This is a genomic window from Micromonospora sp. NPDC049374 (genome assembly GCF_040677165.1).
Classification (GTDB): Bacteria; Actinomycetota; Actinomycetes; order Mycobacteriales; family Micromonosporaceae; genus Micromonospora.
Genome location: NZ_JBFAQH010000013.1, coordinates 198,014 through 222,062, shown reverse-complemented (window position 1 = coordinate 222,062; position 24,049 = coordinate 198,014). Strand labels below are relative to the sequence as shown.

At 68.1% G+C, this 24,049-nt stretch carries 27 protein-coding genes and 3 pseudogenes; 15 read left to right on the top strand and 15 right to left on the bottom strand.

Annotated features, from left to right (window positions below; all coding sequences use genetic code 11):
• Positions 1–648 precede the first annotated feature (648 nt).
• Entirely contained in the window at positions 649–1,179 is a 531-nt protein-coding gene (locus tag AB0J93_RS22025) for a pyridoxamine 5'-phosphate oxidase family protein (RefSeq protein ID WP_363924178.1), read from the bottom strand.
• Positions 1,180–1,674: 495 nt separating this feature from the next.
• On the opposite strand from AB0J93_RS22025, the gene AB0J93_RS22020 reads away from it, so the two are divergent.
• Positions 1,675–2,112, top strand: coding sequence for a hypothetical protein (locus tag AB0J93_RS22020; RefSeq protein ID WP_363924177.1), 438 nt, complete (start codon positions 1,675–1,677; stop codon positions 2,110–2,112).
• Positions 2,113–2,196: 84 nt separating this feature from the next.
• Here the strand turns inward: AB0J93_RS22020 and AB0J93_RS22015 are convergent, their stop codons facing one another.
• The gene (locus AB0J93_RS22015) at positions 2,197–3,012 is read right to left on the bottom strand and encodes a hypothetical protein (RefSeq protein ID WP_363924176.1); all 816 of its coding nucleotides are present in this window, start codon (positions 3,010–3,012) and stop codon (positions 2,197–2,199) included.
• Between the two features lie 105 nt (positions 3,013–3,117).
• Between AB0J93_RS22015 and AB0J93_RS22010 the strand changes: the two are divergent.
• The 3 genes and pseudogenes from AB0J93_RS22010 to AB0J93_RS22000 all read left to right on the top strand — a co-directional run.
• Positions 3,118–3,323: pseudogene (locus AB0J93_RS22010) on the top strand (DUF4291 domain-containing protein); the annotation flags it as partial.
• Positions 3,324–3,480: 157 nt separating this feature from the next.
• Entirely contained in the window at positions 3,481–3,645 is a 165-nt protein-coding gene (locus tag AB0J93_RS22005; RefSeq protein ID WP_363924175.1) for a hypothetical protein, read from the top strand.
• A 41-nt stretch (positions 3,646–3,686) separates the two neighbouring features.
• Positions 3,687–4,127, top strand: a complete 441-nt coding sequence (locus AB0J93_RS22000) for a hypothetical protein (protein WP_363924174.1) — start codon at positions 3,687–3,689, stop codon at positions 4,125–4,127.
• A gap of 853 nt (positions 4,128–4,980) precedes the next feature.
• Here the strand turns inward: AB0J93_RS22000 and AB0J93_RS21995 are convergent.
• Positions 4,981–5,685 (bottom strand): hypothetical protein, encoded by a 705-nt coding sequence (locus AB0J93_RS21995; RefSeq protein ID WP_363924173.1) that lies wholly within the window; start codon positions 5,683–5,685, stop codon positions 4,981–4,983.
• 756 nt (positions 5,686–6,441) lie between these two features.
• Between AB0J93_RS21995 and AB0J93_RS21990 the strand changes: the two genes are divergently transcribed.
• Positions 6,442–6,864: a Rid family hydrolase gene (locus AB0J93_RS21990; protein WP_363924172.1), complete on the top strand. Its 423-nt coding sequence runs from the start codon at positions 6,442–6,444 to the stop codon at positions 6,862–6,864.
• Positions 6,865–6,989: 125 nt separating this feature from the next.
• Here AB0J93_RS21990 and AB0J93_RS21985 read toward each other — a convergent pair.
• Positions 6,990–7,866, bottom strand: a protein-coding gene (locus AB0J93_RS21985) for an IS5 family transposase (protein ID WP_363924191.1) whose coding sequence is annotated in 2 segments (ribosomal slippage) — positions 6,990–7,524 and positions 7,523–7,866 — 879 coding nt in all. Because the reading frame shifts where the segments join, the coding sequence is not laid out codon by codon here.
• A 7-nt stretch (positions 7,867–7,873) separates the two neighbouring features.
• Between AB0J93_RS21985 and AB0J93_RS21980 the strand changes: the two genes are divergently transcribed.
• Together AB0J93_RS21980 and AB0J93_RS21975 are read left to right on the top strand one after the other, a co-directional pair.
• A complete protein-coding gene (locus AB0J93_RS21980; protein ID WP_363924171.1) occupies positions 7,874–9,532 on the top strand; it encodes a glycoside hydrolase family 15 protein in 1,659 nt (552 codons plus the stop codon).
• The gene (locus tag AB0J93_RS21975) at positions 9,424–9,777 is read left to right on the top strand and encodes a glycoside hydrolase family 15 protein (RefSeq protein ID WP_363924170.1); all 354 of its coding nucleotides are present in this window, start codon (positions 9,424–9,426) and stop codon (positions 9,775–9,777) included. Before AB0J93_RS21980 ends, AB0J93_RS21975 begins: the two co-directional genes overlap by 109 nt.
• A 196-nt stretch (positions 9,778–9,973) precedes the next feature.
• On the opposite strand, the gene AB0J93_RS21970 is transcribed toward AB0J93_RS21975, so the two are convergent.
• The 5 genes and pseudogenes from AB0J93_RS21970 to AB0J93_RS21950 form a co-directional block, all read right to left on the bottom strand.
• On the bottom strand, positions 9,974–10,537 hold the full coding sequence (locus tag AB0J93_RS21970; protein WP_363924169.1) for a hypothetical protein: 564 nt from the start codon (positions 10,535–10,537) through the stop codon (positions 9,974–9,976).
• A 73-nt stretch (positions 10,538–10,610) separates the two neighbouring features.
• Positions 10,611–10,901 (bottom strand): annotated as a pseudogene (locus tag AB0J93_RS21965) (amino acid permease); the annotation flags it as partial.
• A gap of 279 nt (positions 10,902–11,180) precedes the next feature.
• The gene (locus AB0J93_RS21960) at positions 11,181–11,546 is read right to left on the bottom strand and encodes a GntR family transcriptional regulator (protein WP_363924168.1); all 366 of its coding nucleotides are present in this window, start codon (positions 11,544–11,546) and stop codon (positions 11,181–11,183) included.
• Entirely contained in the window at positions 11,543–12,319 is a 777-nt protein-coding gene (locus AB0J93_RS21955; RefSeq protein WP_363924167.1) for a hypothetical protein, read from the bottom strand. The genes AB0J93_RS21960 and AB0J93_RS21955 overlap by 4 nt, the downstream gene beginning before the upstream one ends.
• Before the next feature lie 197 nt (positions 12,320–12,516).
• Positions 12,517–12,723, bottom strand: a complete 207-nt coding sequence (locus tag AB0J93_RS21950) for a hypothetical protein (RefSeq protein ID WP_363924190.1) — start codon at positions 12,721–12,723, stop codon at positions 12,517–12,519.
• Positions 12,724–12,952: 229 nt separating this feature from the next.
• On the opposite strand from AB0J93_RS21950, the gene AB0J93_RS21945 reads away from it, so the two are divergent.
• From AB0J93_RS21945 to AB0J93_RS21930, 4 genes are all read left to right on the top strand, one after another.
• Positions 12,953–13,141 (top strand): hypothetical protein, encoded by a 189-nt coding sequence (locus AB0J93_RS21945; RefSeq protein WP_363924166.1) that lies wholly within the window; start codon positions 12,953–12,955, stop codon positions 13,139–13,141.
• Positions 13,138–14,037 carry an ABC transporter ATP-binding protein gene (locus AB0J93_RS21940; protein WP_363924165.1) on the top strand — a complete coding sequence of 300 codons (900 nt, stop codon included), beginning with the start codon at positions 13,138–13,140 and terminating at the stop codon, positions 14,035–14,037. Before AB0J93_RS21945 ends, AB0J93_RS21940 begins: the two co-directional genes overlap by 4 nt.
• Complete coding sequence (locus AB0J93_RS21935) at positions 14,037–14,831, top strand: ABC transporter permease subunit (protein ID WP_363924164.1); 795 nt, start codon at positions 14,037–14,039, stop codon at positions 14,829–14,831. The genes AB0J93_RS21940 and AB0J93_RS21935 overlap by 1 nt, the downstream gene beginning before the upstream one ends.
• Before the next feature lie 87 nt (positions 14,832–14,918).
• Positions 14,919–16,046, top strand: a complete 1,128-nt coding sequence (locus AB0J93_RS21930) for a helix-turn-helix domain-containing protein (protein WP_363924163.1) — start codon at positions 14,919–14,921, stop codon at positions 16,044–16,046.
• Between the two features lie 411 nt (positions 16,047–16,457).
• Here the strand turns inward: AB0J93_RS21930 and AB0J93_RS21925 are convergent, their stop codons facing one another.
• Entirely contained in the window at positions 16,458–17,297 is an 840-nt protein-coding gene (locus tag AB0J93_RS21925) for a helix-turn-helix transcriptional regulator (RefSeq protein ID WP_363924162.1), read from the bottom strand.
• Between the two features lie 51 nt (positions 17,298–17,348).
• Between AB0J93_RS21925 and AB0J93_RS21920 the strand changes: the two genes are divergently transcribed.
• Positions 17,349–17,729, top strand: a complete 381-nt coding sequence (locus tag AB0J93_RS21920) for a nuclear transport factor 2 family protein (RefSeq protein ID WP_363924161.1) — start codon at positions 17,349–17,351, stop codon at positions 17,727–17,729.
• 244 nt (positions 17,730–17,973) lie between these two features.
• Here the strand turns inward: AB0J93_RS21920 and AB0J93_RS21915 are convergent, their stop codons facing one another.
• The 3 genes from AB0J93_RS21915 to AB0J93_RS21905 all read right to left on the bottom strand — a co-directional run bounded on the left by AB0J93_RS21915 (position 17,974) and on the right by AB0J93_RS21905 (position 20,361).
• Complete coding sequence (locus tag AB0J93_RS21915) at positions 17,974–18,396, bottom strand: hypothetical protein (protein ID WP_363924160.1); 423 nt, start codon at positions 18,394–18,396, stop codon at positions 17,974–17,976.
• Positions 18,397–18,406: 10 nt separating this feature from the next.
• Positions 18,407–19,372: an MBL fold metallo-hydrolase gene (locus AB0J93_RS21910; protein ID WP_363924159.1), complete on the bottom strand. Its 966-nt coding sequence runs from the start codon at positions 19,370–19,372 to the stop codon at positions 18,407–18,409.
• 119 nt (positions 19,373–19,491) lie between these two features.
• Positions 19,492–20,361 carry a serine hydrolase gene (locus AB0J93_RS21905; protein WP_363924158.1) on the bottom strand — a complete coding sequence of 290 codons (870 nt, stop codon included), beginning with the start codon at positions 20,359–20,361 and terminating at the stop codon, positions 19,492–19,494.
• A gap of 32 nt (positions 20,362–20,393) precedes the next feature.
• Here AB0J93_RS21905 and AB0J93_RS21900 point away from each other — a divergent pair, with 32 nt between their 5' ends.
• Complete coding sequence (locus tag AB0J93_RS21900; protein WP_363924157.1) at positions 20,394–21,398, top strand: LysR family transcriptional regulator; 1,005 nt, start codon at positions 20,394–20,396, stop codon at positions 21,396–21,398.
• A 594-nt stretch (positions 21,399–21,992) separates the two neighbouring features.
• Here AB0J93_RS21900 and AB0J93_RS21895 read toward each other — a convergent pair.
• The gene (locus AB0J93_RS21895) at positions 21,993–22,376 is read right to left on the bottom strand and encodes a DoxX family protein (RefSeq protein WP_363924156.1); all 384 of its coding nucleotides are present in this window, start codon (positions 22,374–22,376) and stop codon (positions 21,993–21,995) included.
• Positions 22,377–22,636: 260 nt separating this feature from the next.
• Positions 22,637–22,801 (bottom strand): annotated as a pseudogene (locus AB0J93_RS21890) (MBL fold metallo-hydrolase); the annotation flags it as partial.
• Positions 22,802–22,896: 95 nt separating this feature from the next.
• On the opposite strand from AB0J93_RS21890, the gene AB0J93_RS21885 reads away from it, so the two are divergent.
• Both AB0J93_RS21885 and AB0J93_RS21880 read left to right on the top strand, forming a co-directional pair.
• The gene (locus AB0J93_RS21885) at positions 22,897–23,463 is read left to right on the top strand and encodes a hypothetical protein (protein ID WP_363924155.1); all 567 of its coding nucleotides are present in this window, start codon (positions 22,897–22,899) and stop codon (positions 23,461–23,463) included.
• 324 nt (positions 23,464–23,787) lie between these two features.
• Positions 23,788–23,931 carry a hypothetical protein gene (locus tag AB0J93_RS21880; RefSeq protein ID WP_363924154.1) on the top strand — a complete coding sequence of 48 codons (144 nt, stop codon included), beginning with the start codon at positions 23,788–23,790 and terminating at the stop codon, positions 23,929–23,931.
• Positions 23,932–24,049 lie beyond the last annotated feature (118 nt).

The following is a 24,049-nucleotide window of genomic DNA, read 5'->3' as shown; positions in this document are numbered from 1 at the left end:
GATCGCGGCTCGGCTGTGAAGGGGCTGGACCTGCCATGACGCAGCCGCCGTCGTGCACCCGCCGAGCACGGAGCGCGGACGGCGGCAAATCCGGATGGCGGCCCGCTTGGTAGCCCGGGAAAGATCAAGATCATGGGATGCAGAGCTGCCAGGTGGGCATGGTCGAAGGTCAGCACGATTCATGAGGCTCGTGCTGGGAGCGCCGATGCGTGTGCCGGTGAGATCTATTCCTACAGATACCGCTCCTACACCCTCTGACAGTCTGTACGAGAGCTGTGTCGGCTTGGCGTGGTGCTCGAGCTGCCGTGAGTACTCCGGGACGGTGGTGTTTGTACCGCAGGACGAACGTGTCCCGGACCTGCTCGCCGAGATGCCAGCATCCGAGCGTGGGCGGTTGTTTCGAAGCGAGGTGAAACTGCTCAACCACCTTGATCGACTCGTCCCGCCGGGGATCTTGGCCGGGTCGCTGGCCGTGACCGGCGGACGTTCCCGACGAGCTGAAGCTCGTCCAGGACGTCGCGGATGCTATCGGCCTGTCCGAAGCGAACAGGCCACCTCTCGGCTTGAACGGATCGCCCGTGGCTAGGCGGTAACGAGACCTCTGACGGCGCGGGTCTTGGACGCGCATCGGTTGGCCGGTGCTGTGGATCAGGGCTGGGACGCCACGGTGAGCTTTGCGATGTCTGGGGCATAGACGGTCATCCAATGCGGATGCAGTCGGTAGTAGACCACGTCGTTGTCCCAGTCGAAGAGGTCGTCGCCGTAGAAGTCCTTCAAGTACGCGAGCACGTCCGGCCAGTCCGTGGCCTGGTCGCCGTTTCGGGGGTTGAGGATCTCCACCTTGCCGTGCGTGAAGACGCCGAGGTCCTCACCGCGCATATGTGCGGCGCTGACGGCGGGCCGCGCCGCGAGGTGGCGCGCCTTGGCGGCGTCGGGCGCCGTGCCGAAGTACCACTTGCCTCGCAGGAAGTGCCCGTCCACACCGCTGATCCGCGGCTCACCCTTCGCCGTCACGCTGGACAGAGCGAGGGTGCACATGCCGGTGAGGACCTGGGTGAGCTGTTCCGCGTTCAGTGTGCGCGCGGTGTTGATGATCGAGCGGAGGTGGGAGGTGGAGCCGGCGAGGGAGGCGTCAAGGAGAGCTTGGAGCCTTTCGAGATCTTCTGGGGTTTCGCGCATGGAGGTCCTTGTCTCTCCGTATCTATCTGTGCCGAGGCCCGCACCTATCACCGGCGCCGACCGATGAACCCATGCTCCACCCAAAACCTGACACCTTGCGTCATATTTCGTCAACTGGCTTGCGGACGCAAGCGGACCGCACGGCAGCCGGCGCGACATGAATGACTCCCGGCTGGCGACGCGCACGCTCGGCAGCATGTGCGTGCGTCATCGCCACCCTCTAAGCTCTTCCCGTCCTCGCCCAAGGTGCGGTGGCTCCGGATGACCGCGCCCGCGATCCTGCAGGAGAGGGTGGCAGCCCGTTCGAGCCGGGCCGGGTCCGGGGGACGCCTCGCCAATGGCGAGGCCTCCCCAAGCCCTTTGTGAGCGGACAGCGGCATGAGCCTGCGATCCGCTGCGGAACCGTGCCTGCCCGCCGTTCTAGCGACGACCCGGGGCAGCAATGACGCGAGGGCGCCGGACCACGTCAGGGCGCAGGATCCTAGCCTTGGGCTCGTGGAACGTATCGAATTCCGTACCATCGAGCAGGAACTCGGCGTCGGGATGTTCACGACACTCGTTCCGTACCTTAACGGCATGCCCCTGCCTGACCTGGTTCGCACGGCTGAGCTGCCCTTTGCGCGGCGGGAAGGGAAACCCAACCTCGCGGGCAGCTATGCGGGGCTGCTGGGCGACAGCGTGCGCTGGCCGAGTCGGCACTATCTCGGTGATCCGGTCCTGAGCTGGTTCGGTGACGGCGACACTGTGTTACTAGGGTGTACCTGCGGTGACTGGGGCTGCTGGCCGTTTACCGCGATAGTCACGGTTGCTGAGGACACGGTCAACTGGTCCGGCTATCGCACCGGACATCGTGATTGGGGCTACCACGAACTGCTTCCCGTCACCTTCGATCGCCTCCAGTACGAAGAAGCGCTGCGGGCGACAGTTCGCTGAGCAGGAGAGGCCACATCATCACGCCGTCGGCTCGCAGGGATGAACGTCCTCAACTCGGCAAAGCAGATTCCGTGTGGGAACATGTCAGAGGTTGTCGATGTAAATGTTCACTGTTCCCTGTGGTGCCGCCGGTTGCAGCACGGTTGCGGGTTCGGCTTCGGTGTACAGCCATATTCGGTGTGGACTCCAGTGCAGGAGCCCGCTGATGTCGCGGCTGCCGGAATAGCTGCCGTGTTCGGGTTGCAGCGGCCATCCGCGGGCGCGCAGGTGGGCGACGAGCCGGGTTACGGTCGCTTCCCGGCTGGCGCCGTCGTTGGCCGTCACCACGAACTTGGCCGTGCAGTTGCCGCTGCTGCCGCCGGAGGCACATGTGTCAGCCGAGACCAGGCGCAGCGACGTCGGCAGCGGAAGAATCTCGTCTACGCGAACAGGTACCCGGAACCTGCCGTCGCCGTCGATCTGGGCGATGCCGAGCCCGCCACCGCATAGCAGCACCACGCCGGCCAGCGGCACCACCGAGGCGATCCACCGAACTGTCAGCCAGTTCCACTCCACCATCGAGGAATGCCAGATGCGGTCGATGATCAACGCCGCCAGGCACACCGCACCAACGAGCAACCACATCACGAACCAGTCAAGCCACGGCGCGACCGGCAGACCACGGGGCCACTGCGAGACAGCGAACAACGTGGCCAGCACGACGATGAACCCGGCACCGACAACCACACCCACACCACGACCGCTGCGGGTGCCCCACGCCCACGCACTGACCACGATTACCCCGAAGACCGCCGCCACCACCGCCGGCCAGGGCGCCCCCTGCCAGTACGGCAACACCACCAGCCCCGCGCTGCCCGCGCTCAGCCCCCACCGCCAGCCGTCACCAGCCGCCATCGCCATACCCGGATCGTAGGATCACCAGGGCCGTCAACGGCACGCACTCGACCCCAGCACACCTGCCGCCCGACACCGAGTCGGACCACGTGGGCCGACACTCACGTCGCCGTGGACGGCTGGACGGTGGCCATCACGGACATTACCGCCACCGTTGAGCGCGTGAGGGACCTCCTGCACAGTGGCGACGAACAGGCCGCAGCAGCCCACCTGCCCGTCGAACATGCTTACCGCTGCCGGCTCAGATCGGCGCCGGCCTCGACGCCAGCCCGCATGTCACCGCCGACGACGTGCCCGAGCAGCAGCACGGACAGTGACGGCCGCTCGGCAGGTCAGCGCGCCCACTCGGCGGCATGTGACTGATCCGATGGCAATCGACTATCGGTCAGCGCAAGGGGCTGGTGATGAACAGCCGCGTCCGAGGTCTTGCCCCTGCTGTTGTGAAGTCCGCGCGCCGGCCCTGGGTCGCATACGATGGCCTTGGCCTGCGATGCTGCCTGGGCCGAGACGATTGTGGACGTCGGCTGCGGCAACCGCACCTTCCGCGAGCTGCGCCGCCGCGAGCGGACCGTGCTGGTCACCGGTCTGGAGCGGTCCAGCACGGTGGTGCTTCGCTTCTGCGGGCTGCGCCGGCCTTGATCTCCGACGCATCACGTACGTCGGACCGATGGGATGAAATGATGCGCAATACCGAGATGGCGAAGCTGGGCGGGCTTGTCGGCGAATGGGCGACGAAGATTTCGGATGCCTTCTTCCTCGAACCGCCGGGCACCGAGGTGCGGGGCACTACCAGGATCGAGTGGCTCGGGGAATCGCTCCTGGTCGCGAAATCGCAGTTCGGCGGGGGCGGGCAGGCGCGTTCCGAGATGAGTCTCGTCCTGGGACGCAGCGACGCGAACGATCGGTTCGTCGCGCTCTATGAAGACGACCGCGGCGTCTGCCGCGAGTTCGCCATGACCTTCGACGGTGAGCACTGGACGATGACCCGTGAGGACCCGGACTTCCACCAGCGGTTCATCGCCAACGTCGACAAGGACCGGATCCTCGGCCGCTGGGAGGCGTCCGAGGACGCCGGCCATTCCTGGCGGAAAGACTTCGACCTCACCTTCGAGCGCGCCTGAGATCTGGCGCCTCCGATCGACGAGCACCGCGCACCATCGGCGGCAGATCCGCGCACGAGTGGATCTACGCTTACGGCCATGGCTCGCTTTTACCGTCGTCGCTGGGACGAATCGCGCGGCGACGAGTTCGACGCCTGGGGGCACTCGGTCTGGTACTTCGAGGTGGATGACGACGGTTGGCCGGTTCGGCAGATTGAGGTGTACGACCGCGGCCCGGTTCTCCGGTACGGACCCGGACATGAGGCAGACCAGTGCGGTGGCCTCGGGCAGGCTAGCCTGGATGATCTAGACGAGGACTGGAGCGGATTCGTCATCACGCGAACCACGTTCGAAGACGCCTGGGGCTCCGCTGGCGGGTAGTCCGAGCCCCTCAAACCAGCCTCGCCTGGCGGCATGTGCATGCGCGTGATCTCGTGCGTCTGTGGGGGTTCATCCGGCGGTGGCTGCCGCCTACGGCTATTCAGGGCCATTCGTTTCCGTTCGCTGGGGGCGATCGGTTGGTCGCGTCCCACGGCGTTGACCCGTGCGGTCGCCGTTGAAGTCCGGGTTGAGGCGGTCGGCCAGACAGGACCGGTGCGCGACGAACGACGCACATCCCGGTCCCTCACTGCTGCGCACATCGACGGTGACGCCGTCGCCGCTAGGGCTGAGGATCGTCAGCTGACCACAGCATCCGCACGGCCAGCTGAAATCATGTAGGTCCGCGGCCCGCATCGTGAGGCGTATCCAGACGGGCGGGCGGTACCGGCTGATCCACTGGACGATCGCGTCGACCTGCTCGCCGACTGGCGGGTACTCCTCGGGCAGCGCGCGAGGTGCGCCCGGGACTGCGTAGATCGACACACTCCCCGCGTCAACACATCCGCTTGATCTTTTGCAGCAGATCGCCGGTCTTTGCTGCATGCCGGTGAGGAAGGTTAGGGAATCCGAGTTGTCGTTCTCCAGCAGCGGAGGTGATGACCAGCCGGAACCAGTAGTCCATCTGCCCGGCGCCGACGTTCACCTTCGAAAATTGTTTGAACTCGATAACCGTCTGCGGCAGGTCCGCATAGGGAAGGTCGAGTGGCCCTAGTCCGTCTGAAAAGGAATCGGCCTGATAGCGAAACCGCCGGTCGGTAAAGATCGCTGACTGAGCGCCTTGGCGCAGAAGCGTGAGGTCGATGAAGGCCAGCACCACTTCGTCAGCGGTGATCGGGTGGGTGCGCCGGGCTGCCGCGAGAAGCCGAGGTGGAATGTGCGGGGTAACGTGGAACCGGCCACCAGACTTGGCCAGCTCCAGCATCTCGACCAGCCGCGGGACGAAGGCTTGCCGGCGCCAGGTCGGTGTCGCGTCCTCCTTCTGCGGCTCGGACGGTAATGGATGAGCTGCCCGCTCGGCCCGGTTCGGAAACATCGGCACAGCGCCGAGATCGCCGCCGGTCTGGTCGGGCACATGCAGCTCTGGACGGGGCGGGTCCTTCACTCGTCCCGTTAGTAGATTCGCGTAGGTAAGGTGCATTATGCAGCGCAGCGACAAGGCTTCGGCCGTCTCTGGGGTTCCTGCCCACAGCACCCGCATCAACGCTCGATTAAACAAGGTATATGTGTTTGGGTCCGCGAGTCTTGCTGGCATACGGGCCGACGCCGCGGCGACGATCGCGACGCCGGGATCGCCCGTCTCCGCCGCGGCTAGCCGACGGACCTCAGCAGATGCCGCCTGCTCCGGGCCACCCTGGACATGGCTAGCCTAGGGGCTGTGTCAAAGTCCCGGGTCGAGCCGAGGCGGAGTCCAGGCGGCGATCCGGCAAAGCCGATGATTCCTGCCCGTGGTTGCCGACCGCGTCCCGCAGGGTAGAAGCTGATCCATGGATTCCAGGATTGGTGGAACGTGGCCCTGGGCGCGGCCGGCCTGGCCGTGGCCGGCTGCGGTGTCCGCATACTGCTGACTCGTCGCATGTCTGCCGTCATGCGGAGGAGGTGGAGGCAGCCCGTCGACGCCGGGATGTACCTCCTCTGCGGCGGGCTCTGCCTGGTACTTCTGTCAGTAGGATACCTCGGCCGGCTCAGCGGTGTGTTCAGCCCCGTGACCGGCTGGATTCTGATGGCCTTGGCGTTCGCCTCATTGACGGTCGGCCTCATCAGGTACCGGCGATGGCAGCAGCCGCAGGTCCGGGATGTGACGGGCCTGGCCTGGCCGACGCCACGAACGTGAACACGGGCGCCCTTCACACGTGAAGTGAAGGGTGCGGCGGTGTACGCGTTGCCGATCCGGGAACCCGCCAGGGCGCGAAGCTCCCTTCCGGCACCGATCAGCAGAACACGAGGAGGAAAGCTCATGAACAGGCCGACGTTCTACGCCACCCCCGGCTACGGCGACACGCAACTGGCCAACATGCATTACAGCCAGGCGGTCCGGATCGGCGGCCGCGTCGAGACCTCGGGTCAGGGAGGCTGGGACGACGACTTCAACTTCCCCGAGGCCCTCGAAGAGGAGATCGTCCGGGCCTTCGACAACGTCGAGCGGACTCTCGCTGAAGCCGGCGCCACATGGCGTGACGTCATTTCCGTGAACTCCTACCACATCCCTGACTCCCCCGACTCCATCGGAGACAGCCACAATCGGGTCATGGTGGAGCAGTTCCGCAAGCGCATGGGCGACCGCGCGCCCATCTGGACCGAGGTTGGTGTGTCGGCCCTCGGTGCGCCGAGGATGCGTGTCGAGATCCGTGTCACCGCCATCGTGGGCGACGACGACTGACACGACATTCAGATAATTCTGGGCGTTTACGGACGCCTCGAGGGCGATCTGGAATTACCTAGATAAACGCGAGGCCCCGACCAGCATTCTTGCTGGTCGGGGCCTCGGGCCTGTGTCGAAGTCGGTCACCGCCACTCGTTGATGGCGGCGAGGTGGATCGTGGCCTCGTACCGGACGGCCAGCTTGCCGAAACGGGTGGCCACGGCTCGGTTGCGCTTGAGGCGGTTAATGCCGCACTCCACGGCGTGACGTTGCTGGTAGATGTGCGGGTCGAAGGCCGGTGGCCGGCCGCCTTTGGATCCTCTGGCCCGCCGGTTCGCGTCCTGGTCGGCCTTGCTGGGGATGGTCGCGGCGATGCCTCGCCGGCGCAGGTAGGCTCGGTTGGCCTTCGAGGTGTACGCCTTGTCGGCCAGGACCCGGTCCGGTCGTGTTCTCGGTCGGCCGGTGACCAGGCGGGGAACGCGGATCGCGGCCAGAACCGGGATGAACTGGGGGCTGTCGCCGCGCTGCCCGGCAGTGAGCACGATGGCGAGGGGTTTCTCGCCTTGCTCGCAGCCCAGGTGCAGCTTTGTGGTCAACCCACCGCGGGACCGGCCGAGCGCATGGTCGGTCGGCTCAACGCTGACACCGCCGGGTGGCCGGCCTGCAGATCCCCCTTTTCCTCGCCCCAGCCGCATGCTGGTGGGCGCGGGCGCTGGTCGAGTCCACCGACACGTCCCAGGTGATCCTGCCGTCCGCATCGGCGAGGGCCTGCAACGCGGTGAGCACCTGCTTCCAGGTCCCGTCGCGCTGCCACCTGCGGAACAGGGCATACACCGCCGACCAGGACCCGTACTGCGGTGGCACGTCCCGCCACGGCGCACCCACCCGGATCCGCCACCGAATCCCATCGATCAACTGCCGCCTACTCCACAACGACGGTCGACCCGGCCGCTTCGGCGTCGGCAGCAACGGCTCCAGCACCGCCCACTGCACGTCGCTCAGGTCGAACCGCCTCGTCACCGCTAGGGTGTCCACGAGGTCTCCGTTTTCAGGTTCTGCTTGGTCGCTGAACCATCTACCGGAGACCTCGCCTACTTTCGATCTCCGACACGCGAAGATCCTCAAACCAGCTCAAGCCCTGGCACCGACTTCGACACAGGCCCTAGTCGCCGGTGACGGCGGACTCGACTGGCTCTGCGTGCCCCGCTTCGACGGCGAGCCCCTGTTCGGTCGACTGGTCGGCGGCGCGGACGCGGGAACCTTCCGGGTCGGCCCGGCCGGGCCGGCCACGGTCGTCGAACGGCGTTACCGACGGCACACCGCCACGCTGGAGACGACCTGGGCCGTGGGCAAGGGCCGCCTCACCCTCAGCGAGGGGATGATCGCGGAGGCCAGCCGCCAGCTCCTGCCCACGACGCTGCTCGTGCGTCGGCTGTCGGCCGAGGCGGCAGCCGTCGACGCCGTCGTCGAGTTCGACCCCCGCCTCGGCGTACGGCACCGCCCGCCAAGGGTTCACCACCGGCACGAGGCCCTGGTGTGTGATCGGGGGTCACTCGCGGTGGGTCTGGGCATCGCACCCAGGCTCACCATCGAACCGGGGCGGCTCCTCCCGATCACGGTCCGCCCAGGCCGTCCGGTCAGCCTCGTGCTGGCCGTGGCCCACCGCGAACCACTGATCCATGTCGACCCGGCAGCTGCCTGGGATCTCCTCGTCGAGGACGAGAATCGGTGGCGGGACTGGAGCGGCGAAGTCGACGAATCGCTGCCCTTCCGGGAGGAGGTCGTACGGAGCCTGCTGACCCTGCGGCTGTTGACCTACTCGCCCTCGCGAGCCCCGGTGGCCGCGCCGACCACGTCCCTGCCCGAGGAGCCCGGCGGAATGCGGAACTGGGACTACCGCTACGTCTGGCCGCGAGATGCCAGCATCGGCGTCAGCGCCTTCCTCGGCGTCGGCAAACCCGACGAGGCCCGCGGGTTCCTCGCGTGGCTGTTGCACGCCAGCCGGCTGCAGCGGCCACACCTGCCAGCGCTGTTCACCCTGTACGGCCGCCACGTGCCGGCGGAACGGGACCTGCCTGGCTGGTCAGGCTATCTCGACAGCGTTCCCGTGCGGGTTGGCAACGGGGCCTCCGGCCAACACCAGCTCGACGGCTACGGTTGGGTGATCGACGCCGCGTGGGCGTTCGCACAGGCAGGGCACCGCCTCTACTCAGAGACGTGGCGGGCGGTGCGTGGCTTCGCCGACGTGGTCGCCCGGTGCTGGCAGGAGCCCGACGCCGGCATCTGGGAGATCCGCGAGCCCGCTCACCACGTACATTCCAAGCTGATGGGTTGGCTCGCCCTGGACCGGGCCCTGCGCATCGGCGACACCCATCCGCTGCCCGAGCGCCAACGTCAACGGTGGCGGAAGGCCCGAGATGCCATCGCCGCCGAGGTCCGCACGCGCGGCTCCGACCCGACGACGGGCAGCTACGTCCGCAGCTACGGCTCCACCGACCTCGACGCGGCTCTGCTCGTCCTGCCGTTGCTCGACCTGGACGACATCGGATCACCCCGGTGCGTGGCACCATCGACGCCATGCGGGACCGGCTCTCCGCGGGCGGCCCGCTGCTCTACCGTTACCCGCCCGGGCGGGACGGCTTCCCCGGTACCGAAGGCGCGTTCCTGCCCTGCTCCTTCTGGCTGATCCAAGCCCTCGCCCGCACCGGACGCCGCGATGAGGCGATCGATCTGTTCCAGACCATGCTTGGTCACGCCACTCCACTCGGTCTCTACGCCGAAGAGCTGGACCCCGCGACCGGTGCCCACCTCGGCAACTACCCCCAGACGCTGACCCACGCTGCGCTCATCCAAGCCGCGCTCGCGATCCGAGACGCCCCTGCTCCTGATCCCGGATCCGACCGCCCGCAGGGAAGTACGTCATTCAACTGAGCTACGAGGAGATCCTGGCGGGGGACGGCTGAGCCGCGAGGCTGACGTCGTCTGCACCCCCGGGCTGCGGGCAACGCGACGGGGAATCGTGGGGCAGCCCGCACCCGAGATCGCGGCACCGCTCGCTCGTCGCCACCCGACGCACCGTCACCGACGAGCGCCTCGCCGACTGCGTCGGCCGCTGGCCCGACGACGCTCAGCAGGTTAGGTGGGTGGGCATACTGGTGACGACGATGCCCGGGTGCCGGCGCAAAGCCCGACGCAGTCGCTGTTCGGTGCGGTAGTGCAGCAACCGCTGCCAGGGGCGGTCGACCACCACATCGGGTGCGACGACGGTGAAAGTCAGGTCGGGATGGCTGAGGCGCAGCGCGGTGGCGTACCCGGCGAGCCGCTGGATGATCACGCGGTGCGGCGACAGGATGGTCTCCAGCGGGATGTGGTCGCCCCAGGTGGCCCACTGCGTGCGGAAACGCTCGGCCTCCGCCCGCTCGGGGCTGACGTGCAGCGCCAGCGCCGGTTGACCGAGCGAGCCGACGTAGGCGAGGGTCCGCAGCGTCGCCTGGTTGAGGCGGGCCACCGGGACGAGGAAGAAATGCCGTACCTGCTGCGGGACGACGGCGGGCGGCTCGTCCTCGGCCGGTTCCAACCCGCCGCGCCCGGCGGCGGCGTGCAGGCCGAGGGCCTGCTGGACGTGGTCGTAGTGACGGCGTACCCGGGAGAACAGGTAGATCAACAGCGGCGAGCACCACCACCCACGCACCTGCGGTGAACTTCGCGACCGCGGCGGTCACCAACACCACGGCCGACAGCGCGGCACCGACGCCGTTGACGGTGGCGCGCCGCCGCCAGCCGGGGTCACGGTGGTGTCGCCAGTGGTTGACCATGCCGGTCTGGGAGAGCGTGAAGGCGAGGAAGACGCCGACCGCGTGGAGCGGGATCAGGGAGTGCGTGCGGCCACCGAAGGCGACGAGGATCACCGCCGCGGTGACCGCGAGTGCGATCAGTCCGTTGCTCAGCGCCAGCCGGTCCAGGTGCAGGAATCGACGGGTCACGTAGCCGTCCCGGGCCATGAAGTGCAGCAGGCGCGGCAGCTCATTGAAGGCCGTGTTCGCCGCCAGAAGCACCGGCGCAGCGATCACGCCGGCACAATGACGATCACCTCGTGCCCCAGGTGAAGGACCACAGGTGCTCCACAGGCGATTACTAACGAATGACGCGGCGGTCGAAAAGCGCGCCGCCGGTTTGCCCACTGGTCACCCTGATTCGGTGCCGGGTCAGGACGTACTCACATCGCCGCCGATCGGGGGTCGGGCCGAGACTTCTCCGTCATCAGTCGTCGCACGGCGGTTTCGTAGCAGCGCAGAGGTCTCAGCAGGAGTGAGGGGCGGTGGGTGGCGGGGGTCTTACGGTGTTGGATGACGGCTCAGGGCGGCCTCGACGATGCGGATGGCCTCGTGGGGATCGATGCCGACGCTGGTGATGACCGCCGCGTAGTCGTGGGCGGCGCGGCGGGCCCGCTCGAGGGCCTGCTCGCCGGCGGCCGAGACGAACGAGCCGGCCCGCCCGCGGGTCTCGATCAGCCCGGCCTCCTCCAGTTCCCGGTACGCCCGACCGACGGTGTTCACGGCGAGGCCGAGGTCGGCTGCGAGTCGGCGGATCGTCGGCAGTCTCGTGCCGACAGCGAGCGAGCGGTCCTGGATCTGCCTCGCGAACTGGGCCCGGAGTTGCTCATACGGCGGCGTTGGCGAGGTGGCGTCGATGACGATCATCGGGTGACCATGGCTCGCCGTGCCGCAGTCCCGACACCGGTCGTCCGGGCCTGGATCAGGCTGAGCGCGAGAGCGCCGGCCACCACGAGGAGCAGCGAGACCACGTTCCACCAGCCGAGCGATTCCCCGTACAGAAAGATGGCCGGCAGCAACCACACCAGGCTGGGTGTGACGAGGGCACGGGCGTCCTCGACCCGCATAATCACATCGGCGGTGAGCGATGCCGCGTCCTCCGCCACGGCCGGGCTCGCCAACACCTGACGCAGCTGCATGACGGTGCCGGCGCCGCTGCCGGCAAGGCCGATCAGCACGACAGCCGCCCCGTACCGCAAGCCGGAGTCCGACACCGGCAGCACGCTCACCGCGAGCAGCACGGCGCTGGTGAATGCGGTGACCGTGAAGATGGCGTACGGCCGGCCCAGCACCTCCGGCCAACCGAGCTTGACCGGGTGGGCGACCCGTCGGGACAGTTGCGCGCCGGCCCGCTGGTCGACGCGTCGCACCCACCAGCCGAGCAGCCACCGCGCCACCAGCAACACGACCACCAACGCCGTCAGCACCAGCAATGGTAGCCAGGAGGACGGGGCGTAGGTCAGTCGCACCGTGTGCGTGAGTGCCGCACCGAGCAGGAAGGCCGCCAGCAGGAGACTGTCGGCGAGCTTGGCCCGCCGCCGCACCACCAGCCGCGCCGCGAGCAGCGGTGTCGGCTCGACGCCGTCCAAGCCGTGCCCGGCCAGCCACCGCCCGGTCTCCGTGTGATCCGCCGGCCGCATGGCACCACCTCCGAATGTCGCAAGCACTGTATCAGTAATGTGAGTCATGGCATGCGACAATTTCAACCCCGGATCGAGCACCGCCACAGAGGTCAGACCACGTCTCCCCCGTCGGCCCGTCGCGGCAGGCCCCGGTCCGGGGCCCAGGATCACGCCACGGACCGGCTCTCCGGCAAACTCGGCTACGGCGGGCACGCTCATGCCGTGCGCATCAATCGTGACCGAAGATGAAGTCGACGCACCCGGAGGAGCTGCTCGTTCCATCCCTCTTCGTCAGCGTCGCGCCAGCGGTGCTGACGCGAGCACTGCCAACTCGGCGGCTCGTCACCCACGATGCAGCCGCCGAGCGCCAGTTGCCCATCGATGGCGGCATCGAACGCCTCCGGGACCGGCAAGCCGAACATCAACGGCACCCCCGGCTCACTGCACTCCGGACAAGCTGAGACCACCTCAAAAGCGTAACGACACGGCGTCCGGTTTCCCGCCGGTACCCGATCCGATCGTTCGCACCACCTGCGGCAAGCCCGCCTGCCAAAGGCCAGTTTCGTCGAGTGATCCTGCGAAGCGGCGCCGGACACACCGCAGCCGCCTTGGTGCTCTGCGCCTGGTCGGTCCGTCGGTAGCGAGCCGAAGGTGATCGTCGACAGTGGTTTTGCCGGAGTTCGGCAACGAAGTGCCCCTGCACCTGTCACGACATCGAACTGGAATATCCCGGGGACGCGGGTGAAGCTTCCCGGCATGGCTGAGTTCCAGCGCGGGCCCGCCGAGGCCGGCGGGTCGCTGTTCCGCATCGTCTCCACCGAGAAAGGGGGTGTGTCATGACATCAGCGATCGAAACCCAGGGTCTGACGAAGTTCTACGGCAACCGCCGCGGGTTGGAAGATCTCGATCTGCGTGTCCAGCCCGGTGAGGTGTTCGGCTATCTCGGTCCGAACGGGGCCGGGAAGACAACCACGATCAGACTGCTGCTGGACTTCATCCGCCCCACCCGGGGCACCGCCACGGTGCTCGGCACCGTTCCCCGACGCGGCGTCGACAATCGCCGCCGGATCGGTTACCTGCCTGGCGAACTGTCGTTCGAGGGACGGGAACAGGCGGCTGAGCTGCTGCGATTCTTCGGCGACGCCCGTGGCGGCGTCTCGGCCCGACGCATCGCGGAGCTGGCGGAGCGGCTGGAACTGGACCTGTCCCGCAGGATCCGCAGCCTGTCGAAGGGCAACAAACAGAAGGTCGGCCTGGTGCAGGCGTTCATGCACGAGCCGGAACTGCTGATCCTCGACGAGCCGACCACCGGCCTGGACCCGCTGATGCAGCAGGAGTTCCTGGAGATGGTGCGCGAGGCTCGTGCGAACGGGCAGACGGTCTTCATGTCCTCACACATACTCGCCGAGGTGCAGACGGCGGCCGACCGGGTCGGCATCGTCCGCGCCGGCCGGCTCGTCGCCGTCGAACGGGTCGAGTCGCTGGGCAAACGAGCCGTCCGCCAGGTCGAGGTGCACTTCGCCGAGCCGCCCGTGGCGGCCGACTTCACCGGCCTGCCGGGCGTCACCGACGTCTCCGTCGAAGGACCGGTGCTGCACTGCACCGTCGACGGGCAACTCGACCCGCTGATCAAGGCGCTCGGCCGGCACACCGTCGTCGACCTCATCAGCGCCGAACCCGACCTGGAGGAGACCTTCCTCAGCTACTACCACCAGTCCGAGGAGACGACGTCGTGATGCCCAGCCTGGTCCGCAAGTCCCTCCGCGACTACCGGCGGGCGGTCGCCGGCTGGATGGTCGGCATCGGGGCCTTCGTCACCATCTACGTCTCGTCCTGGTCCCAGTTCAAGGGCGATCCGGACGCCGCCGAGTCCGCTGCCGAGCGCATCCCGCAGGGGATGCAGACCGCGCTGGGATTCCAGGATCTGTACAGCGGCGCCGGCTACCTGCAGGCCGTCATCTACACCGTGTTCGTACCCCTTCTGCTGATCATGGCAGCGACCGTGTTCGGCACCCGCGCAATCGCCGGGCCCGAGGACGCCGGTGTGCTCGATCTGCTGCTAGCCAACCCGATCAGCCGCCGCCGGTTCGTCCTGCAACGCTTCGCAGCCCTCGCCACTGCCGTCGGCGCCGTCGGCGCGGTCGCCTGGCTGCTGGTCCTTGCCCTCGCCGCCGCGTTGGACATGAACGTCGGCGTCAGCAGGATCAGCGCCGCGTCCCTCGGCCTACTGCTGGTCGGGCTCTGGTTCGGCGCTCTCGCCCTGACCGTCAGCGCGTTCGTCGGACGCCGTCCCGTCGTGCTGGCCACCACCGGCAGCGTCGCCGTTGCCACGTACCTGTTGCATGCCCTCGGCAACCAGTTCGACGCCATCCGACCGTTGCGGTGGCTGTCGCCGTTCCACTACTACCTCGGCGCCGACCCGCTACACACCGGCTTCCACGTCGGCTACCTCCTCGTCCTGGCCGGCACCATCGCCGTCCTTGTCGGGATGGCCGCCGCGGCGTTCGAGCGACGCGATCTCGCCGTCTGATGTCTCGTCCGGTGCCGTCGGTCGCGCGTCGGCACCGGACGAAGCGAAACCGCCCGTGACCATACAGTTCTTGCTGTGGAGCCAGGTGTGAGTGACGAGTCGTCCGGCCCGACATGTGACCTCGGCACACCCGGCGTGCCAACCGAACTGCTGCAGGGTTACCTCGACGCCCTCGCCACCGCCGCAGCAACCGGCCGCCGCCCGCAACGCGCCGACCTCGACAGGTGCCGGCGGCACGGCGAGCGGGCTGCGGACCTCAACATCACCCTGCGTGCCCTGATCGCCGGCTACCTGCACGCCGCCGAGACCCTCCTGCCCACCCTGCCCGGCCTCGCCGACGCCCCCACCCCCAGCGCCGCCCGCGCCGCCACCACCGCCGTCTGGACAGCGGCCCGACGCCTCCTCGACGCCGCCGCAGAGGGACACGAACGTTCACACCTGCACGCCGCCCGCCGCGACCACACCGCCCGCCGCGAATTCATCGACGATCTGCTCTACGGTCACGGTCACCCCGGTCGGCTCGCCGAACGTGCCCACCGCTTCGCGGTCCAACTCGCCGGCCGGCACCAGGTCATCGTCGCCCGCGCGGCCACCGGGTTCACCGACCCGGTGCTCGACCTCGTCGAAGCAGGACTCGCCGCCCGGTTCGGCAGCCGGAACACCCTGATCACCAGCCACGACGACCTGCTGGTCTGCATCACCCCAGCAGCACTTCGCGGCACCACCGGCGAAGTCGCCCACCACCTCCTCACCGCCCTCGGCACCGACAACCGATGGCAGATCGGTGTCGGCCGCCCTCATCCAGGACCAAGCGGCATCCAGCAGTCCTACGAAGAAGCCCGCGACACCCTGCAACTCGCCGACCGACTCGGCCTCACCACTCCCGTCCTGCGCGCCGCGGACCTGCTCGTCTTCCCCGTCCTCCTCCGCGACCGCGCCGCCATCACCGACCTCGTCCACACCGTTCTCGCGCCACTGACCGAAGCGCGAGGCGGCGCCGTACCGATCCTCGACACCCTCACCGCGTTCTTCGCCTGTCACGGCAACACCACAGCCACCGCCCGACAGCTACACCTCAGCGCCCGCACCGTCGCCTACCGACTCGACCGGGTCCGCCACCTCACCGGGTACGACCCCGACGACCCCACCCAACGCTTCACACTGCAAGCCGCCGTCCTCGGCGCTCGTCTACTCAACTGGCCCGCCGAACCGTAAGAACCCCCACCCGGAACCCTCCCACGGGCCGCTGCGGCCACCCCGACGAAGCGGCCACCTGACTGACCGGACAAGTCCTCACCATCGACGGCGGGCCCGATCTCGCCTGACAGCAGCACCTCGGCTGACGAACGACCGCAGCCCGAGCCCCCACAACTCCTATCTGGAGCAACGACACGCCGCTGAGTGCCTGCTCAGCCCCGTCATCACGATGAAAATGGCATCGCAATACTGATGTCAGTCGGGTACATCAACTCGAATACGTGGATGAACTGTGCCCGGCTCGACGGTGGGTGCGGTGGCGGCGAGTTGGCCGACCTCGCGGCCCCCGGTCGTACGGGCATTGCCGTCAACTTGATCTCTAACCTGTGGGCACGAACGTTCCACAGTACGGTGTTGCCGGGAATGGCCCTATGCCGTGCTGTTGTGGGCGCGTGCTCGGCTGAACTGGTGGCATTGACGTTCCGTCGCCTCATTGGCGGGCAGGTAGATTTCTACGGTGACTTCCTCAAGCATGAGGTCGAATGCGGCCCCGAACGTCGTGACGGTGTTGATGAAGCACAACTCGGCACCGCGGTAGTCGAGCCGGATCGGCAGGGCGATGTCGGCAGGGTCCGGTGGCCGCATGTACTCGTCTTGCCCATAGGCGAGCAGTTCTTCATATAGCGCCATCAGCTGCGGGTCTCCGGTGTGCGCCGCTTGACGGCCGAGTCTGGGCAGCAAGTGGGCACGGACCTGGGCGAGGTTGCGCAACCGTGACGCGAGTCCCTTGGGGTGAAAGCCGAGCCGCATCATGTTGACCGGCGGTTGCAGTAGTTCGGGGTCGGCGTCCTCGACGAGGAGGTCGAACGCTCCGTTGGCGATCAGCACGTTCCATCGGCAGTCGAGCGCGATCGCTGGGTACGGCTCATGCGCCCGCAGGATCCTGCCCAGCGCCTCCCGCACACGATCGAAGTCCGGATCGTCCGGCAGTCGCTCCCGGTAGACCGGGGCGTGGCCGGCGGCGACCAGAAGGCGGTTTCGCTCACGCAACGGCACATTCAGGTACTCGGCCAGCCGATGCACCATGGCGCTGCTGGGGACAGTCCGCCCGGTTTCGACGAAGCTGATATGTCGGGTTGAGACGTCGGCTTGGATCGCCAGCTCGAGTTGGCTGAGTTTGCGCATGCGGCGCCAGCCGCGCAGGAGTTGACCGGCGGTTTCGTCGGGGGGCACGTCCCGAGTGTCGCGGAGGATCGCCTCCTTGGCCATTACCTCTGGTGTAATCGACGGCGGGTGGGTGTGGCTGCGATCGTCTGCGGCATGACTGACATGACCGCCGCCCACAACAACAAGGACCTGGTCCTGCGTGGCTTCGCCGAATTCGCTGCCGGCAACATCGAGGTGCTGCGAACCCTGCTGCGGGAGGATTTCATCGAGCACAGCCCGGACAATCCGTCGGGCCGTGACGCCTTCGTCGAGTTCATCGCCACCGCGTCGGTCGCGCGCGCGGAGCTGGATCTCAAGCGGATCGTCGCTGACGACGAGTACGTCGTCGTGCATTACCACATGCATACTCCTGAAGATGAACGCGGTACTGCCGTCGTCGACATCTGGCGGCTGGTAGACGGACAAATCGTTGAACACTGGGACGTCGTCCAATGCGTTCCCGATCCGTCCAGAATCCCGAACGGGATGTTCTGACCCGTCCGGACGACAACCGCACGTCGGCAGTTCCGTGTCCCCTCCTATGGCCGCAACCTGCCCGAGCCGATGCGCGAGGTCAACCGCTCCCACGCAAGGATCCGCGCCACTGCTGCGCTCGAAGGAGCGGCCGCAGGGCGCTACACGCCACGCCCCGGCGATCCAGTTGATCTACCTGTTCGCAATTCGCATGTTGACGCCCTGTTCTTCGCCGCCCGCACCAACTCAGCGGCAGTCGGTTCGGTCACGCTTCGCGCGTCTTGGCTCGTTGGTTTGCGATCCCCAGCCAGACGGCCGCACCGAGGCAGGTGGTGGTGAGCAGGAGCAGGAGCACCAGAGTCGGGTTGACCCATGCCGGCACCAGGTCGTAGGTGGCGTTGCACTTGTTGTGCAGGGGGAACCATCGCGACGGTTCCTGCCAATGGGTGGAACGGTAGGCGCCGTCATAGGTGGCACCGACCGCGCGGCAGGACTCTTCCGCGTCCAGGGAGGGACCCGAGAAGGCACCGATGAACCAGGTGACCGCGGCAGCGACGGCGCAAAGCGCGGCTGTTGCGAGGAACCAGCCGGGGGTTTTCCACCGGCCGGCGCACAGCGGTCTGCCCCACAGCCACAGCACGAGTAGGGCGGGTGCGGCGACCAGGAGAGAGCAGGCGATGAGCGACATGGTTCCGGTGCTAGGCGAACGTGTACGGGGTCAGGTACCGCGGTAGCAGGATCTTGGTGCGCGGTGCGGATTCGCGTACGGCAGCGAGGAACGCGTCGAGCCGTTTCTGGTCGCCGGGTGTGGTCGTCGGCGGGTTGGTCAGCGGGACCTCGAAGTTGTCCCAGTGCACCGGCACGATGGTCGCCGGCCGGCCGAGCGCCGCGAGCAGGCGCGGCACGTAGGTGTGGGTGACGTCGGTGCTCGGAACGGCGACCATGGCGACGTCGGGGCTCAGGCCGGTGAGGTTGCGTTCGACGAAGTCGCTCGCGCCCATGAAGAACACTGACGGCCCGCCCTTGACGGTGACCTGGTAGGCGAGTGTGTCGCCCTCGGGGAGGTCCGCGATCGTGGCCGGTTTGTCGGGCACCGCCATGCGGACACCGGGGAAGGCCATCGAATAGGAGGCGTTGCGGCTGTGCAGCGCCGCGACCACCTCGACGGTGTACTCGCCGAAGTCGAGCACCTCGCCGCCCTTGACCGGGCTGAGCTGGGAGGACGGCAGGCCACCGGCCAGCCCCAGGTGGTACGCGGTGAGGGTGCCGAACACGCGGGCGCCGGACCGCTGCGCGATGTGTGGTACGTCGTTGTAGTGGTCCCAGTGGGTGTGGGTCACCAGGATCGCCTGCGGGGTGCCGGGATGGTCGGCGATGCGCTCGACGTCGACGGTCAGCGGGGTGTCAGGGTTGAACTGCCCGTCGAACAGCCCGGTGCGGAAGCGGCTCAGGTACGGGTCGATCAGCAGAGTCTTCGCCCCGAGGTCGACCCGCCACCCGGAGGTGCCGAGCCAGCGGAACGTGGCCGGCACGCCCCGTGATGGACGGCGGCGGGGAGCGGCGGTCGCGGTGGCCGGCAGCACGGTGGTGCCGGCCACGGTGCCCAGCGCGGCGCCGGCGGTGGTACCCAGGAATCGGCGGCGGCTCAGTGGTGGTTCGGTCATGACGCGCAGCCAACCATCGCGCCAGGCGCGGCGTCCAAGACCATCCTGCGCCAGCGCCGATACGCGCTCGCGTATCGCCCCAGCAGAGCGGCCCACCACGGCGGCGGCCGAGATGTCGATCACATCGTCCGTAGCGTTTCGATGGCCGCCCGGGCCGCCTCGCCCATCGCCAGGTCAATGTCGATCCGTCGGGTGGCCAGCCGCTGGGTCTGCGCGAAGACCGCGACCGCGTAGCGGCCGCCGTCGGGATACTCCACCACCCCGGCCTCGATGTGCAGCCCGGGTAGCGTGCCGGTCTTCGCGGCCACCCGGACCTCGGGCGGGAAGCCGGATGGCAGCCGGGTCCAGAACAGTTGCCGCGCCATCAGGTCACGCACCATCGCGCAGGCGGCGGGCGGGCCGGCCTCGTCCCGCCAGATCAGGGTCAGCAGCCGGGTGATCTCCCGTGCCGTGCTCGAGCTGGTGTGGGCGGGGTCGAAGACCCGCATGGCCCGTATCCGCTCCTCGGGCAGGGCGGCGAAAGCGCGGGCGAACTCGGTCGCGTCCCGCGCGCCAACATCGGCGAACATCGACTCCAGCAACTGCCGGGGGCCTCCGACAATCCGGGTGCGGGTGAGCCCCAACTCGCCTGCGAGCAGCGGGAGAAGGTCCGGGCCGACCCGGCGCAGGAGCAGGTCGGCCGCCGTGTTGTCACTGACCGACATGGCGAAGTACGCCAGGTCGCGCAGGGACAGCTGCACATCGTCGGCGCAGCCAGCGGTGCCCCAGCCGCCGAGCCGGTCCTCAGCGCGCACCAGCACCCGTTCGGTGGGGTCGAGCTGCCCGGCCGCGGCCTGTCGCGCGAACTCCAGCACCAGAAGGATCTTGAATACGGACGCGATCACGACCTGTTCGTCCGCGCGCATCCCGACCTCGCGGCCGCTGTCGATGTCGACCGCGTGTAGGCGCGCGTCGACGCCCACCTTGTCGAAAATCTCCCCCGCCAGCACGGGCGCCACCCTAGTACGCCTATCGTCGGGGCGTGGATCTCTTCCGGCACCTGCGCTACTTCACGGTGGTGGCAGAGGAGCTGCACTTCGGCCGGGCTGCCGAGCGGCTGGGCATCGCGCAACCCCCGCTGAGCCAGTCGATACAGCGGCTGGAGCGGGAGCTGGGCGTCGAGCTGATCGACCGGTCCCGCCGCCAGGTCGACCTCACCCCCGCCGGCCGGCTGTTGCTCGACGAGGCGCACGCCCTGCTCGTCGGCGAGCAACGGATGCGCACCCTCATGCGGATGGTGCGCGATGGCACGCTGGGCACGCTGCGCGCCGGCGTGCCGCCGGAGACACCCGCGGTGACCCTCCAGGCGTTACTACGGCGCCTCGCCGACCAGATACCCGGCCTCGACGTCGACCTGCAGGAGCTGACCACCGGCGAGCAGCTGCGGATGCTCGCCGACGCACGGCTCGACATCGGGTTGATCCATCACCCGGTCGATGCCCCCGACCTGCGATTCGGACCAACCGCACAGGTACGGCTCGGCGTGGTCCTGCCGCGCGCCTCGCCGCTGGCTGTGGCAACCGAGCTCGCCCTCGCCGACCTCGCCGGTCACGACCTCGTCCTGCCTCCGCGCCCCACCGCACCGGGCTGGCACGATCATGTCCTGGACGTGTGCCGCCGCCACGGCTACACGCCGGCACGCATCCGGCATGCCCGCAACCCCGAGTTCCTGCTGGGCTTGGTGCTCGCCGGCCATGGCGTCGCATTCGAACCGGAGAACGCCGCTCGACGCGAACCGCGTGTGGTTTGGCGTCCTCTCACCGGTCACCCACTGCACAAGACGACCGCCGCGGCGTGGGCGGCGCAGTCACCGCACCCCGCAGCCGAGCGGTTCGCCGAGATCGCCGCCGAGACGCTGGACGAGGCGGCGCCACCGCCGATTACCGTCCCGGCGCCGGACGCGGCACGCCCCTGGAGCATCGTGTACGCCGCCCGCACGGCCGGCACCGGCGAATCAGCAACAGCCCGCCCCGCTCGTCATGGCTGACAGACTGTCCCGCCGCGCGGGAGAAAGATCAGTCTTTCGGTGGCTGGCATGTGCGGATTGGTCTGCTCGGCGGTCCCTATGCCGGCTCATCGAAGCTAAGCGGGGTTGAGGTGTCCGCGGTGGCGTCGGGCGGTAGCGGTGCGGGTGCGTAGCTGCTGATTCTCCGGGTTGCGGAAGCCGTAGGCCCGCGGCGCCCGCCTGGGGTCAGCGTCATGCGCCGGCGGACCTCGGTGACGGACCACCGCCAGGCGAGGCCGATCCGACGCCACGTCGGCCGCGGACCGGCCTCGCCCGAGGTGGTCAGTCACGTACGCTAAAACCGCCGCGGCTGGGCTGGAAGCCCGAAGCGATCCCCTGACTGAACCGCCCTGGACCTTGTAGAGACCCCACAGCACCCGGGGCGGTTCACTCTGCTGACGACGTTCTGGTTCTGGCAGGACCGGCGACGCCGCGCTCGTACCCTGATCCGGGTCTGTCGGGTGTGTCCGGCCGGCGAGGCAGCCGGTCAATCCGGCCGAAGCCACCGCCGGGGCGGCCCGTGCTGCGGACTACCCCCGCGAACAGGACACCACCCCGGCCAGCGGCACATCCTCGTCAGCCGGTAAAAGGCTCAAGGACGAAGCGGCCCCACGCGATGAAGGCTGCAAGCAAAAGATAGACCAAGTTCAGCATTACCAACTTGGGCTGACCAAAGCGGGCATGGGTGATCATCGCGCCTACCATGAGCAAGATCCAGCAGACGGCGGTCACCGGGACCATGAACGGCGCGATGTCGAGCACAGCGGGCAGGATCAGGCCAACCGCAGCCAGGAGTTCGAGGACCCCGAGAGTCTTGACGAAGACGACGCTGGCGTGTCCGGTCCACTCCCCTCCACTGTGCGCAGCCAGTTTCTCCTTGGGTACGAATGTCTTGCTGATGCCGCCGGCTAGGGCGACCGCTGCCAGCAGTCCGGCAGCAATCCAAAGAGCGAGGTTCATCCGGTCTCTCCTTGCTAGGTGTAGATGAGTCCGATGTCCTGGAAGCCGTCCGGCACCAATGGATCTCCCATGGGACACCCTCGGTGGTCGGTAGCCGTTCGAGGTGGGATCGCCGATACCTGACCAAGAGGGCAGGCCCTCCGTTCGTTTCCAGGGACTCAACCTCAAGACACCGCGTGACTGATCCTTCTGACGGGGTGTGAGGCAGACAACTACACAGGCGTGGACGCCAACACGCGGCGTCACCAGGGGACGGAGCCGCCGAAACCGTGCGTCGGCCACACCTCGGCCCCGTCGGGGAGCAGGTCGGCCAGCCGCTTCGCCGAGGCATGCTGGTGGTGAGCGAGCTCGTGGGCGTGCTCCTTGCCGAGCAGGTCGGTGCGCCCCGTCGTTCCGAACAGCAGCGACCCGCCGGTGAAGACGCCCGTTGACTTCCGGATCTGGCGATTTCAGTGCGGTACGCGAGCCAGCCGGACGGGCCGACTGATTTATCGCACATGGTGCAGCTACGCTGCGGGCCATGTCGACAAGAGAGGACCAGGTGTTCGATGCGGTAGTCAGACGGGTCGCCGCCGGCGGGTACATCGACGAGGTGCCAGCCAGCCGGTTGGCGCCGCTGCGACCCGCGCCGCCTGCCGCAGTTGCAGAGGCCGAGGAACTGGCCGGCCGGTCACTGCCGTCGCTGCTGCGCCGGCTTTACCTGGAGGTCGGCAACGGCGGTTTCGGCCCCGGTTACGGCCTCCTCGGCCTCAGGGACGGACATCGAACTGGCGGCCTTGACGCGCTGACCAGCCTCAAGGGCGGCGTCCTCACTCTCTGCGACTGGGGCTGCGGCATCAGCAGCCAGCTCAACCTCCCCGACGGCCAGATCTGGGGCCACGACCCGAACCCGGCCCCTGACGGCGTGTCATGCACGTTCCCTCAGCACATGACGACCGTTGACTGGTTCTCTCAGTGGGTCGAGGGCACGCTCTACCAGCCGTGGCTGGTCCAGGACCCGATGACCGGTGAGTGGCGCGGCGCGACGGACGCCGAGTACGCGGAGATGATCGAGGAGGCGTTTGGCCCCAGCGGCCCGGAGGACTGACCGCCGGACGTTGAAGGGCCACAGCACGCCGGTGTCCCACCGCCGAACAGCGGGCATGGCTCCATCCCCCGCGTCACATCACACGCTCATGGCAACCGCCAAGGCATGGCCGGAGCGAGTGTTCTAGGGTGGGGTTTGGCGGGTCCGGGAAGTGGCTTGTCCGAAGTGTCGGCCCAGGGGTTCGGGCCGGCCGCGCTGGATTGCAGAGTCGCCCCCACGTGTCCTCCCGGGCCCGTCCTGAGCCGTGTGACGTCGGCGGTCATCTGCCGGTAGACGATGTCGGCGAGTCGCCGTTTCAGCGCACGCATGGCTTGCATCGTGGTCTTGCCGTCGACGATGTCGCCGATCAACCGAGCAGCGCCGGACGAAGCCGATGCCGTTCAGTTGCTCAAGACGGCTCCCAGTTGCCGCGACGAGTTCGGTCAGCTCTCGGATACCCTCAGCGGCAATTCCACCATCATTCGCTGACGCCCGAGGGTGGATTGGCGGGAACCTGACCGCAAGGTTCCGACACCGGTCCCCGAGACCATCGAGGGCCTACCCACTCCGCCCCCGCAGGAATGCCGGAACCCGGCGCTGGCCGCGA